Origin of the sequence: Paenibacillus sp. GYB004, from assembly GCF_036577605.1 — a bacterium.
Taxonomy (GTDB): Bacteria; Bacillota; Bacilli; order Paenibacillales; family NBRC-103111; genus Paenibacillus_AB; species Paenibacillus_AB oceani.
Window position 1 is genome coordinate 130,309 of the sequence record NZ_JARBDB010000025.1, and the last position, 13,080, is coordinate 143,388.

Consider the following 13,080-nt stretch of genomic DNA (forward strand, 5'->3'; position numbering starts at 1 on the left):
TGACCAGTTCAACGGTAGCCGGTGCATTTCAGTTCCTGGCCGTTCCTGTCTTGTTACAAGAAATGGGGCAGGCGTTTCGTCATGAAGCTTGAACGAATGGACCGATTTATGCTGGCTGGGTTTAGAGCGAAATGCGTTCCTGGCTGTTTTAACGGCTCGGCTGCTTCCGTTCGTCCCGGCACCAGCTGTCAATGCAGCCGCGGCGATCGGGGGGCCAGTTGGTTTTTAGTTTGTCCCATGTTACACGGACACTTGCCATCTATGCTTGCTATCGCTGGTATCACGTGACGAGATTTTCCCAACGCCAGGATTCGGATGCGGAATGAACAAACAAACAGGAAGGGGAAAATGGATAAGGGGCATCTCCATTTTCTTTTGAATTCGCAATTTGTTTGGTGCGGTTGGAATATATGATTTGTTTTTGGAGGTTGACTATGAAAACCGTATTAGTCGTTGATGATGAATCGAAAATTCGGGATGTGGTTGTATCCTACTTGAAAAAAGACGGTTTTCAGACCGAAAGCCGAAACGGGCAGCGAGGCCATTCGGTGCGTGCAAAACGAATCGATTGATTTCGTCATCCTGGACCTCATGCTTCCGGATATGGAGGGCGAGCAGGTTTGCCAAGCGATTCGTCAAATCCATTCTGTTCCTATTTTGATGCTTACCGCCAAGGTTTCCGAGAACAATCGGATTAAGGGGTTATCCATGGGGGCCGACGATTACTTGATCAAGCCCTTTGACCCACGCGAAGTAGTGGCTCGGGTTCGGGCGATCCTGCGGCGTACGGACGAGTACCATTTGCTTGCAGATCGCCTGGCCTTTAATTAAGGGGAACTTATCATTGATTCGTTAAAGCAGCAAGTATTCTGTGACGGCCAACCGGTGAACCTGACCCCGAATGAATATAAGCTGCTGCTTGTCCTAGCCAAGCATCCGCAGCGTCACTTTTCACGAGAACGAGCTTGTGGAACGTGTGCTTGGCTATGATTTTGACGGTGATAGCCGAACGATCGATCAGCATGTAAAAAATATCCGGCAAAAAATAGAAGGCGACCCCAAGTCCCCCAAATTTATTGTGACGGTGTATGGAACCGGCTATCGGTTTGCAGGAGGAACAACATGAATAAGCGTCTGCATACCCGTTTGGCTCTGATTATTATCGGGATTGCTGCTGGCATTGTCCTGATTTCAACTATTAGCGTCATTTTGACGACACACTATCATTTCTCCTTGTATCAAGCTCAAGCCGGTATGACGCACGAATTACCCGAACTGAATTATCATTTGGAACAAGCGTTGATGCAAACGATCAACTGGACGTGTATAGTCGCGATTGTGCTTGCCGTATTTCTCGGTTTTTATGTAGCCAAAACGAATTTCGGCACCTCTCATTCATATGACGCGAGTCGCGGAACGCATGACGGACGGGGAATGGAGTACGAGAGTGGACATTCAAGGGAAAGATGAGCTTGCAGACTTGGGCACATCGCTAAATACACTTGCAGAGCAACTGCAGCAGCATGAGCACCTGCGTGTCACAATGACCGAAGACATCGCGCATGAGCTAAGAACCCCTTTGGCTACGCTCAAAAGCCATATGCGCGCTCTGGAAGACGGGATTTGGGAGCCTACGCCGGAGCGCATCCATTCCTGCTACGAAGAAATCGAACGATTGACGCAGCTAGTGGCAGAGTTGGAAGACCTGACGCATGTAGAGTCGCCGGTTTTCAATTGTTGCGAAAAGAAGAATCATTGGCGTCCATTATTGAGAGAGGTGAAGAACTGGTTGCTACTGCCTATCGTGAAAAACGTTCATTTACGGTGTTCCGTAAGTCCTCATATTCAGGTTTTTGTCGATCATGATCGCATGATTCAGGGTTCTTGTGAATCTGCTTAGCAACGCGCTGAAATTTACTCCTCAACACGGAGAAGTACGAATTGAGGGGAGTGAAGACAGCGGACATGTTTGGATCCGAGTTCAAGACACGGGAACGGGAATCCCGCAGGAGGATTTGCCCTATGTGTTCGAGCGATTTTACCGGGGGGATAAGTCCCGCAATTGGAAGACCGGCGGCAGTGGTCTGGGGTTAACCATCGTCAAGGAGTTGGTTGCAGCCCACGGCGGGGAAATTTCGGCCGAGAACCGGGAAGGCGCCGCCTTTACAATTCGGCTTCCCAAAAGACAATAGAGCGTTCTACATCGAATCTTCAAAAGTATCGATTACACTGTATATGACTTTCATTTGTAACGAATGGTTTGGAAATACATGGGGGAAACTGAATTCAGGTCCCTTGTTTAGTTATGGGGGTAATTTTTTTGAAAAAGATGACGATGCTTGCACTAGCGACAGTACTATTGATCGGGATCACGGCATGCTCGAAAAAGGCAGAGCAAGGGCCAAATTCCAATGCGAGTACCACTTTTATGCACCTACATGGCCTTGGTTACTCCGCAGACGGAAAACGGCTTTTCATTCCTGTTCACAACGGACTGCAGGTATATGCAGACGGTTCATGGAATGAGGGTATGGGGTTCACCGCCGTAGATGACGGATTTTACAGCAGCGGCCATCCAGCACCGGGTTCGAAGTATAAAAATCCATTAGGACTTGTGAAAAGTACGAATGACGGGAAAACCATCACGGTCCTGGCTCTTGAGGGGGAGGTCGATCTACACGGTATGACAGCCGGGTATCGAACGCATACGCTATACTTGGCGAACCCGGAACTTAACTCCAAAATGAAACAGTCAGGGCTGTTTTATAGCAAGGATGAGGGGAAAACCTGGACAAACAGTCCTGCAACCGGCCTCAAAGGGCAGATGACAGCAATCGCAGCTCACCCTTCTGATGCATCGATCGCTGCTGTTGGCACGACAACAGGCGCCTATCTAACGAGGGATTACGGTCAGAGGTTTACCCCATTGGTACCGGAACAACCGGTTTCGGCCCTAACGTTCACGGATTCCGGTAACGTACTGGCAGCTACCTCCGGCCCCAATGCTGCACTGCTTGAAATCAATATAGAGAGCAAACAATCGCTTGCGATCCAGATGCCAAGCAAGGATACGATCACCTATGTTGTCCAGAATCCGGCGAATCCGAAAGAGTTAGCCCTCGCAACGGAGCCAAAAGATGTCTATCTCTCTACCAATCGCGGCGCTACATGGATACAAATTGCAGAGAAAGGTAAAACGATCAACCTAAAATAGGAGGTTTTTTTAACATGAAAAAAGGCTTGAAAGTTAGTATCATTTCGGCGGCTACGGTACTCACCCTGACCGGATGCTTTAACAAATCCAATTCTTCCACTCCACACGATATGAACAACATGGGTACGCAAACCGGTTCGGCACAAAGTCCGACCAGTGCGGTATCGACGCCGTGGATTGCCTCGAAAAATACGACGCGCATTAACACAAGTGACCCGGCAGAAGCTGCGGTGCTGGTTTCGAAAACGCTGTGGATGGCCACCAGTGATGCGAACCGTCCTGGAGGCGTTATTCTGGCAAACCCGAAAGATTGGCAAACGACCCTCGTCAGCGCAGATTTGATTCATCACCCGAATAACGGTCCAGTTTTATTTGTGAATAAAGATAGCGTGCCAGATGTAACGCTTAACGAATTGAAAAGACTGAATCCGATGGGGACGGACGCGAATAAAGGAACCCAGGTCATATTGGTCGGGGATCTTGATCCGAAGGTAGAGGAACAGGTAAAAGCGCTTGGCTACAAGACGGACAAGATAGCAGGGGGCAACCCCGCGGTCGTGGCCAAATCCGTAGATGCTTACTATACCGCTGTCGCGAAGGAAAATCCGCCTTCGGTCATCATTGGTTCTATGGACAGCGAAGAATATACGATGCCAGCGGTGAATTGGATTGCTCATATGCCGGAGCCACTGCTTTATGTTAAAAAGGATGAGGTTCCACAAGAAACCGTGGATGCTTTAAAGACACGGGGCGGAAAAGCCAATATTTATTTACTCGGGCCTGAGTCGGTTATTTCGGCCAAAGTTCAAGAACAATTAGGTCAGTACGGGAAAGTGGTTCGCATTGCGGGCGATGACCCATACGCGAATGCTGTTGCCTTCGCGAAATATAAAGATTCGGCAACCGGATTTGGCTGGGGAATTACAACACCGGGCCATAACTTTTCGTTCGTCAATAAAGATTCAGCAGCCTTGGCACTTGCGGCGGCTCCATTCTCGCATTTAGGCAAACACGCAGCGCTTCTCTGGACGGATAAAGGCAAGCTGCCGGATACGGTGATGTCCTATGTCATGTCGGTTCAACCGAAATATAAAAAGGAACCAACGGAAGGGCCATACAATCATGCTTGGTTAACGGGTAGTGAGGATTCGTTGACAGCCGCGGTACAAGGGGAGATCGATTCCATGCTGGAGATCGTATCGGAGACCGGAGAAGGTCACGGCGGACATGGCGGCGGCAATACGAAGACGGAACCGTCACCTAATCCAAATGAGGGTACAACCGAGGGCGGCAATATGACGAATATGCCGGGCATGAAGCATTGATGATGCGGCCGACCCAAGTTCCTAAAAGAGAGCTGGTGTCCGACGATGATGGGGATGATGGGCAATTATGGATGGCCAGGGGTTATGATGCTGTTTTGTGCGTTATTCATGGCCGCTATCATAGGTGTTGCCTTTTATATAGCGGTAAGACTGGCTTTAAGAAAAAACCGTTTGTAAGTGTATCAAATCAGCTCGTTTGGGTAAAACATAAAAGGAACACATTTGAAATGGAGGCAAAACCCATGTCACATGAGCAATTTCAACATTGTATCGATGAATGTCTAAAGTGTATGCTGGCATGTAATCACTGTTACGACGCTTGTTTGAATGAAGAGCACCTAGCGATGATGAAAGAATGTATTCGGCTTGATCGAGAGTGCGCCGACATTTGTGCTTTTGCAGCACAAGCGATGTCCCATAACAGTTCTTACGCGAAGGAGCTTTGCCGGATTTGCGCCGACGTTTGCGAAGCATGCGGGAATGAGTGCAAAAAGCATGAACATGAGCATTGTCAGCGTTGTGCCGAAGCTTGTTTTTCCTGCGCGAAGGCTTGCAGAGCTATGGCGAGCTAATTACATCGATACGAAATCAGCCTATCCCCAATTCCGGGGGATAGGCTGATTTTACATATATTTCTTCACTTTCGTTATTTCAAACTTCGTAAATACGCGGTAACATTGCCCAAACAGCAGGCCCCTTGAGGGTTGTTTACTTCGCAGCCACAGCGATTCGATTGGACCTGATCTTTTATATGTTCAATAGGCTGCTGATTATGGCTAACTGCTTGAATCAGACGATCTCTCGTCCAATCAAAGCAATAGCAAACGGGTATATCTAGGTTAGAGTTCTTTTGGAATACGGGTACTTTCAAGGTGTCTTCTTCAAATGTTTGCGAATGCGTACCACTGAAATATACGGTATTACATGAAGAGGTTGGACAGAAATAATACGGCTTATCTGGCTCGATAGTTTCCAAAAATGAAGCTTTAAGTAAAGACTTTAGTGTAATGAGAGGTACGCTTTTACCTTTCTCGCCGCAGGAAGGACAATTGATTTTGGCGGGTTCCACAATGCTGGATGGTGCGCAGCAATCCATATAAAATGCACTCCTTAACCGGGTTTCAGGGAGGTTCCAGAAACCTTTCTTTTTACTTGGTCATTTACCCAGATACCTTACCTTTACCAAATGAAGGCCAATAAGGGTGGACCTGCCATCTGGCCGTGAGTTTAACCATGCCATTTTACGAAGTAAGATTTTTCGATACAAACCGTTAAATAAGGCTGGTACATCTTCCTCCACTCGAATATGGCTCTCATAGGGTTTTATGATTTGTTCAAATGACGGCTAATGTCCGTCCCCATCATTGCTAAGACGGGACGAAGGATTTTTTTAATTACGGACAATTCCTGAGAGGAAGGGACAAGTTTATCTAAGATTATTATACGCCCCCCAGTTCAAGTCAACCCGAATCATTTCTTGAAAACATTGGTCCGGATCGGGAACGACGGATAGAATCAGATTCCCCATGACCATATCGAACGATTCCGGTGAAAAGGTCAAAGATTGCGCATCCATCTCCATGAATGTAAAGTTCGGTGAATCATATTTACTCTTGGCTTTGTCAAGCATTTGTGGTGATAAGTCGATTGCAGTAACAGAAACATCTTTTCCCATAATAACCCCAAGTCTGCGCCCTTCCCGACGCCCACAAAAAGGATTTGGCTGTTAGGCTTAATGTCGAGGTTCGAAAAAATCTTTTTCCGGGCCTGGAGAAAAGGCCCGGAATTAAAGAGAACATCATAGAAGGGTGCCCAGAATCGATAAATCACTTTATTCCAAGAGTTATTCATAGCCGATTTTTTTTGCCTTTGATTTTAAGCAAACGAAGGCTGTTCAACGTAACAATCAGGGTCGCTCCCATGTCTGCGAAAATTGCCATCCATAACGTGAGCCATCCAGGGATAATCAAAGCCAAAGCGACCAGTTTAATCCCGAGTGAGAACGTAATGTTTTGCTTAATAATCGCAAGGGTTTTTCGGCTTAAACGAATGGTATAGGGCAGCTTCCTTAAATCGTCCGCCATCAAAGCGATATCTGCGGTTTCGAGAGCTGTATCCGTTCCGGCGCCGCCCATTGCGATACCAACGGTTGAGGCCGCGAGGGCAGGGGCATCGTTCACACCATCGCCGATCATAGCTACCTTACCGTAATCCTGCCGAAGCTGCTTAATGTAATCTAATTTATCTTGTGGCAACAATTCGGCTTTTACTTCTGCGACATTTAGTTGTTTTCCAATTGCGTTCGCCGTAGCTTGGTTGTCGCCTGTAAGCATGATGGTTTTCTTAATACCAGTCCCGTGGAGTTCTTTAATAACGTTTTTGCTTGAATCCCGGACATCATCCGCGACGGCAATAAGGGCAAGGATTTGTTGATCTGTGCCTAAGACCATGACGGTTTTTCCTTGCTGTTGTAACTCCTCGATTTCATTTGCAGTATCTTGGTTGATATTGCCGTGCAGTTCGTTAAAAAGTTTCGGATTCCCAATGTAGTACAACTCACCGTTTACTTTCGCTTTTACGCCTTTTCCTGTAATGGATTGGAATTCTGTAACATCGAGCGACAAATTCGCACCATCTTGCTCGGCTTTTCGGATAATCGCTGACGCAAGCGGATGCTGGGAACCTTTTTCGATGACCGCCGCGATAGACAGCAGTTCGTTTTCATTTCGGCGGAAAGAAATGAAACTTGTGACCTCTGGAAACCCTTTTGTTAGCGTGCCTGTTTTATCAAACGCAATGGCCGATAATCTGCCGGCTTCTTCAAGGTGAATACCCCATTTTATGAGAACGCCGTTTTTCGCTGCATTGCCGATCGCTGTAACAATGGAAACCGGTGTTGAATAACCAATGCGCACGGGCAGCCGACAACGAGTAATGCCAGTCCTCTATAAATCCAATCGCCCCAATCGGCTCCTGCAAAAAGAGGGGGGATAACAGCGATCCCTAGCGCCAAGATCATGACGGCAGGCGTATAATATTTCGCAAACCGATCAACAAAAGCTTGAGACGGTGCGCGTTCCGCTTGTGCTTCTTCCACAAGGTGAATGATCTTGGAAATCGTCGTATCTTCGACTCGCTTCGTTACTTTAATTTCAAGCAATCCTTCTTCGTTCAATGTACCGGCAAATACTTCATCGTCAATCGTTTTCGTTACAGGAACCGATTCGCCCGTAATTGCAGCCTGGTTAATCGTTGATGTCCCTTTCAGGACAACGCCGTCCATCGCAAGCTTCTGCCCTGGCTTTACAATCATGACATCGCCAACTTGTATATCATCGACATTTACCATCATTTCTTCAGAACCACGCCGGATCAGCGCTTCCTTCGGCGCAATATCCATAAGGGAGCGAATGGATTGCCGTGCCTTTTCCATAGAATAACGTTCCAGCACTTCACTGATCGCAAATAAGATAACAACAGTCGCACCTTCGCCCCATTTACCGATGGCCGCGGCACCGATAATGGCGACCGTCATAAGAGTGTTCATATCGAACTGAAGCCGGAAAAGATTTTTAAGTCCTTTTTTGAATAGTTCGTAACCGCCGATGATTATAGAGGCCGCAAAAGTAACATCGGCCAAGATGCTTCCCTCGCCCAGAACGTAACCTGCGACGAGCAATGCCACAGAAAGCACTACGTTCCAATGTTCTTGCAAAAACGGCTTTTTCTTTTCAATCGTCCGTTGTTTTTCAGGGGTAACTTTCAGGCTTTCAAATGCTCCTGCTTTTTCCAAATCTTCAACTGTAGTATTCCCATAGACGGTAATCTTCGCTGCCCCGAAATTGACCTGCGCTTCTCGAACGCCAGGCAGATTTTTTACGTTTTTCTCGAAAATACCCGCGCAATTCGTACAAGTAAAGCCTTGAACTCTGTAGACGTTTTTATCTTCGGTTTGTTCAAGTTGTTTTTCCATTAGTGACCAACTCCCGTGAATAAGTAGAAGCAAGCTGTACCAGTTGACGAACATGATCGTCTTCCAGTGAATAAAAAACTAATTTACCTTCCTTGCGGTATTTCGCTAAGCCAAGCTGTTTTAACGTCCGGAGATGATGAGAAGCGGTTGCCATCGAGGAACCGATGATGTTGGCCACGTCACAAACACATAGTTCATCTTCTTCGCAAAGGGAGAAAGCGATTTTCATTCTTGTTTCATCAGCCAGTACCTTGAATAGCTTTACCATACCTTGAATATTTTGTCCTTCAATTGCAATTTGTACTTTTCGGACTTTAGGTTCGTCATAACAGTAAATTTCACATGAGTCTTTTACTTTTTAATCATATCCTCACCCCTACAATCAAATGAACATTTGATTGTTATCGTACAACAAACCTTTAGGTTATTCAAATTTTTGATTATTCCTCAACAGGAGTAAAATATTCAAGTTCCGGATAGATCGTACTAACAACATTATTGGAGGAAGCCATTTGAACGAATAAATGTTTAAGGAGGTTGAAATCTTAAAGCATAGGGGGTATTTACAATGATGGATGGCATGATGATGGATAGTTCTATGATGTTCATGATGTGTATTATGATGGGGATCGGGGCGCTGATCTTTATCGTTATTCTTGGGGCAACGGTTTATGTTGTCATTCGATCATTGATGATGAAGAGTCGAGTTGTGGATCGCCCTTTGATGATATTAAAAGAACGTTATGTGAAGGGCGAATTGAGCGATGAAGAATATAGTCGAATGAGAAAAACTATCGTTGATTTGAAGTAAATAAAAATGTCTGTGCATAGATGAATTGTTGGTATCCGCCGCGATAGCTCAAGACGGCTGAACTGTTGCAGCTCGTGTTGAGCCAAATTATGCTACGACATAAATAAGAAGGCGCTGCTGGTTAGCGGGGACTTGAAGTAGACGCATAGGTTGCTAACGGCCACCGGCATACGCTGTGAGAGGTTCAGTGTCCAATACCGCTTTCCTACCATGAAGGGGCGGCTTGTCATCTCCGGTTATTCTACCCATTTTTAAGCTACGGCCTTGCGCGCCCTGGCTCTTTTTTTGTTCCACATGCTTTATGCGGTTCACGTTTGGGTTTGAACCGGCTCGTTCGGCCTTTTTAGCGGAATGGATCTTCTGCAGCCGGAAAGAGCTGCGTGGGGTCTTGGCGGAAAGCCGAACGTTTTTATGGCCATTGGATCCAAAGTCATCAAAATCCGAATAAATGAATACGGCTTCCCCGATTCACCGGCCCTAAATCCCAAGCGACCCCAGAAAGATGCCGGGTTCCATTGGGATTTTTAACGGGCCTCGGAGGGAGGCAAAAGCGTTCTGCGGGTAACGCTCAAGCCATCAAGGGCGCTCTCGCTTACGCTGCCGCACCCATCATGGCTCTACGGGGAAGGGCGGCACCATGATTCCATTTCGCTGACGCTTCATTTCATCATCGTGCCTAAAGCGATTCAGGTAGTTCGGAGAAGCCAAAAGCTTTGCAGGCCTGGTTCAAGGAGCATCGGATGATCGTTAGTTTTCGAGCTTGACGGCATCTCCTTTTTTAACGTTTATCGCTTCATTGATAAAGATACTTATTGGATCAGGTGTTAAATCAAATCGCCGCTATCCAAGCTGCACTAAACGGCGTGCGGGAAGTTCTTCTAAGTGGACATATTAAAGAGTGTGTGGTGGATCGCATCCAACAAGGCGATGCCGAAGTTGTAGATGAGCTGATGCAGACCATTCAAAATCTGATGAAATAAAAACCAATAAACAGTCAAAGGAGAAATGAAACCATGAAAAATGTAAAGTTGAAAGTTGAAGGTATGTCTTGCGGACATTGTGTCAATTCGATTGAAGGGGCTTTGAAAACAATCGGGGCAAGCGGCAAAGTCGAACTGTCAGGAGGAACGGTAGCTGTGGCATACGATGAAAGCCAACTGACGATCGCTGCCATTAAGGAAGCTATTGAAGAACAAGGATACGACGTGGTGTAACGAATCGAAAAGAAACGAGGTGTTTGTGATGGAAGCAGCCAGGCTGGAAACGGAACAAACGTCCCTGCAATTAACCGGTATGACTTGCGCCTCATGTGCAAACCGGATTGAGAAGGGACTGAGTAAACTCGAAGGCGTGACGGAAGGGAACGTGACCTTTGCCTTGGAACGGGCGACGGTTACATACGATCCGAAGAAAGTAAATCTCGCGCAAATGGAACAAAGCGTTCAGAAACTCGGCTACGGTACGGCCAAAGAAATTGTTGATTTCAAACTGGAAGGCATGACCTGTGCGGCTTGCGCGAGTAAATTGCCCGGCGTCACGAACGCTTCCGTTAACTTCGCGATGGAAACCGCACGGGTCGAGTACAACGCGACGGATGTATCTATCGCCGATATGCAGTAGCGCGTGGAAAAGCTGGGCTATAAAGCGATACCGAAGCAAGACGAAGCCAATCCTTCGGAGCATCGCGAGAAAGCCATTTCAGAGCAAAAGCGCAAACTGCTCATCTCCGCCGTTCTTTCGCTGCCACTACTCTGGTCCATGGTCAGCCACTTTTCGTTCTTATCTTGGATCTGGATGCCGGAACTCTTCATGAATCCGTGGTTTCAATTGGCGCTCGCTACACCCGTTCAATTTTACATTGGCAAACAATTTTATGTGGGCGCGTTTAAAGCGCTGCGGAATAAGAGCGCCAATATGGATGTACTCGTCTCGCTCGGAACGTCGGCTGCATACTTCTATAGCTTATACTTAACCATTGTATGGGCCTCAATGGGCAGCATGGCGCATCACGGTCCATCGATGTATTACGAAACGAGCGCGATCCTAATCACGCTCGTTATTCTCGGGAAGCTGTTCGAGTCGCTTGCTAAAGGCCGTACATCCGAAGCGATCAAGACGCTCATGGGTCTTCAGGCGAAAACGGCTCTGGTTGTTCGGGACGGGCAGGAAATGACGATCCCGGTCGAAGACGTACTTGTCGGCGATATCGTGATGGTGAAACCGGGGGAGAAGATTCCGGTGGATGGAGAAGTGCTGGAAGGAAGTTCGTCGGTCGATGAATCGATGCTGACCGGCGAGAGCATCCCGGTCGAGAAGAAAGCCGGAGATAGCGTGATCGGTGCTACCGTCAATAAAAACGGCAGATTGAGATTGAAAGCGACCAAAGTCGGCAAGGAAACCGCGCTTGCCCAAATCATTAAGGTCGTTGAAGAAGCGCAAGACTCGAAAGCGCCGATTCAACGGGTAGCGGATGTCATTTCCGGAATCTTTGTGCCGACCGTCGTAGGGATTGCGGTTCTGGTCATTGCCTGCCCTTGCGCACTGGGACTCGCTACACCGACATTGATTATGGCGGGCTCTGGCCGCGCTGCGGAGCTTGGCGTGCTGTTCAAAGGCGGCGAGCATCTGGAATCCACACACAAAATCAATGCGATCATTCTCGACAAAACTGGCACTGTAACGAAGGGGAAACCGGAACTTACGGATGTTGCCGCCGCAAATATAGATGAACATGCTTTTCTTCGCTTGGTTGGCGCTGCCGAGAAGGATTCCGAGCATCCGCTTGCGGAAGCGATCGTTGCCGGAATCCGGGCCAAAGGCATCGAGCTGCCGACAACGGAACGGTTCGAGGCGATTCCAGGGTTTGGGATCCGCGCTGTCGTCGAAGGCAAAGAGGTTCTGGCCGGTACGCGCAAGCTGATGGCGAAATATGACGTTTCGGTTGAACAGGCGCTTGATCGGATGACGCAGCATGAAGAAGAGGGGAAAACGGCGATGCTGATCGCGGTTGACGGAGCATATGCAGGTCTCGTCGCGGTGGCCGATACGATTAAAGAAACGTCGAAGGAAGCCGTAACGCGGCTGAAAGAAATAGGCATTGAGGTCATCATGATCACGGGTGACAACGAACGCACCGCACGGGCGATTGCGGGGCAAGTCGGCATCGATCATGTTCGCGCCGAAGTGCTTCCGGAAGGCAAAGCGGAAGAAGTGAAGAAGCTGCAAGCGCAGGGCAAGAAAGTGGCGATGGTTGGCGACGGCATCAATGACGCCCCCGCGCTGGCGATGTCGGATATTGGCATGGCGATCGGTGTACCGGTACGGACGTGGCTATGGAGGCCGCCGACGTCACCCTGATGCGCGGTGATCTGACGAGCATTCCGGATGTGATCTTCATGAGCCGCAAGACGATGAGTAACATCCGCCAAAACCTCTTCTGGGCACTCGGCTACAACACCCTCGGTATTCCAATTGCCGCGATTGGACTGCTGGCCCCTTTGGTTGCGGGCGCGGCGATGGCGCTCAGTTCGGTGTCCGTTGTCCTTAACGCTTTGCGGCTACAGCGTGTAAAAGTGGGCTCTGCATCGAATTTGTAATGAAATGAAGCCGATATAAAGCAAGAAGATAGAAAATCATTCTCGTCGCTGCCGGCGGTGCTTGCGTTAAGGGGAGACAGCGGGTAAGAGAACTCCGAAAAGCCTGGGAAGAGCCTTTCAGACAGTGGGCTTCCGGAATGTAACGGTACAGTCTGTCCCGT

The 13,080-nt window shown here is 48.1% G+C and carries 11 protein-coding genes and 4 pseudogenes; 11 read left to right on the top strand and 4 right to left on the bottom strand.

The genetic code is table 11. The annotated features are described in order from the left end of the window. The first annotated feature begins 434 nt into the window (after nucleotides 1-434). From PV433_RS11170 to PV433_RS11200, 7 genes and pseudogenes are all read left to right on the top strand, one after another. A pseudogene (locus PV433_RS11170) lies at nucleotides 435-1,126 on the top strand (response regulator transcription factor). Continuing rightward, on the top strand, nucleotides 1,123-1,470 hold the full coding sequence (locus PV433_RS11175) for a hypothetical protein (RefSeq protein WP_332072224.1): 348 nt from the start codon (nucleotides 1,123-1,125) through the stop codon (nucleotides 1,468-1,470). The pseudogene PV433_RS11170 and the gene PV433_RS11175 overlap by 4 nt, the downstream one beginning before the upstream one ends. Then, nucleotides 1,421-1,900, top strand: coding sequence for a histidine kinase dimerization/phospho-acceptor domain-containing protein (locus tag PV433_RS11180; protein WP_332072225.1), 480 nt, complete (start codon nucleotides 1,421-1,423; stop codon nucleotides 1,898-1,900). The genes PV433_RS11175 and PV433_RS11180 overlap by 50 nt, the downstream gene beginning before the upstream one ends. Then, nucleotides 1,887-2,192 (top strand): sensor histidine kinase, encoded by a 306-nt coding sequence (locus PV433_RS11185; RefSeq protein WP_332072226.1) that lies wholly within the window; start codon nucleotides 1,887-1,889, stop codon nucleotides 2,190-2,192. The genes PV433_RS11180 and PV433_RS11185 overlap by 14 nt, the downstream gene beginning before the upstream one ends. Before the next feature lie 137 nt (nucleotides 2,193-2,329). Further along, nucleotides 2,330-3,214: a F510_1955 family glycosylhydrolase gene (locus PV433_RS11190; protein ID WP_442951507.1), complete on the top strand. Its 885-nt coding sequence runs from the start codon at nucleotides 2,330-2,332 to the stop codon at nucleotides 3,212-3,214. Between the two features lie 14 nt (nucleotides 3,215-3,228). Further along, nucleotides 3,229-4,539: a cell wall-binding repeat-containing protein gene (locus PV433_RS11195; RefSeq protein ID WP_332072228.1), complete on the top strand. Its 1,311-nt coding sequence runs from the start codon at nucleotides 3,229-3,231 to the stop codon at nucleotides 4,537-4,539. A 242-nt stretch (nucleotides 4,540-4,781) separates the two neighbouring features. Continuing rightward, complete coding sequence (locus PV433_RS11200) at nucleotides 4,782-5,111, top strand: four-helix bundle copper-binding protein (protein ID WP_332072255.1); 330 nt, start codon at nucleotides 4,782-4,784, stop codon at nucleotides 5,109-5,111. A 74-nt stretch (nucleotides 5,112-5,185) separates the two neighbouring features. On the opposite strand, the gene PV433_RS11205 is transcribed toward PV433_RS11200, so the two are convergent. The 4 genes and pseudogenes from PV433_RS11205 to PV433_RS11220 form a co-directional block, all read right to left on the bottom strand. Further along, a complete protein-coding gene (locus tag PV433_RS11205; protein WP_332072229.1) occupies nucleotides 5,186-5,635 on the bottom strand; it encodes a putative iron-sulfur cluster-binding metallochaperone in 450 nt (149 codons plus the stop codon). A gap of 330 nt (nucleotides 5,636-5,965) precedes the next feature. Continuing rightward, a complete protein-coding gene (locus PV433_RS11210) occupies nucleotides 5,966-6,214 on the bottom strand; it encodes a class I SAM-dependent methyltransferase (protein ID WP_332072230.1) in 249 nt (82 codons plus the stop codon). 172 nt (nucleotides 6,215-6,386) lie between these two features. After that, nucleotides 6,387-8,512 (bottom strand): annotated as a pseudogene (locus PV433_RS11215) (heavy metal translocating P-type ATPase). Continuing rightward, complete coding sequence (locus PV433_RS11220) at nucleotides 8,496-8,849, bottom strand: ArsR/SmtB family transcription factor (RefSeq protein ID WP_332072256.1); 354 nt, start codon at nucleotides 8,847-8,849, stop codon at nucleotides 8,496-8,498. The pseudogene PV433_RS11215 and the gene PV433_RS11220 overlap by 17 nt, the downstream one beginning before the upstream one ends. A gap of 231 nt (nucleotides 8,850-9,080) precedes the next feature. Here PV433_RS11220 and PV433_RS11225 point away from each other — a divergent pair, with 231 nt between their 5' ends. The 4 genes and pseudogenes from PV433_RS11225 (at nucleotide 9,081) to PV433_RS11240 (ending at nucleotide 12,919) form a co-directional block, all read left to right on the top strand. Further along, nucleotides 9,081-9,323 (top strand): SHOCT domain-containing protein, encoded by a 243-nt coding sequence (locus tag PV433_RS11225; RefSeq protein WP_332072231.1) that lies wholly within the window; start codon nucleotides 9,081-9,083, stop codon nucleotides 9,321-9,323. A 795-nt stretch (nucleotides 9,324-10,118) separates the two neighbouring features. Then, a pseudogene (locus PV433_RS11230) lies at nucleotides 10,119-10,303 on the top strand (metal-sensing transcriptional repressor); the annotation flags it as partial. Nucleotides 10,304-10,336: 33 nt separating this feature from the next. Further along, the gene (locus PV433_RS11235) at nucleotides 10,337-10,537 is read left to right on the top strand and encodes a cation transporter (RefSeq protein WP_332072232.1); all 201 of its coding nucleotides are present in this window, start codon (nucleotides 10,337-10,339) and stop codon (nucleotides 10,535-10,537) included. Nucleotides 10,538-10,565: 28 nt separating this feature from the next. Beyond that, nucleotides 10,566-12,919: pseudogene (locus PV433_RS11240) on the top strand (heavy metal translocating P-type ATPase). Nucleotides 12,920-13,080 lie beyond the last annotated feature (161 nt).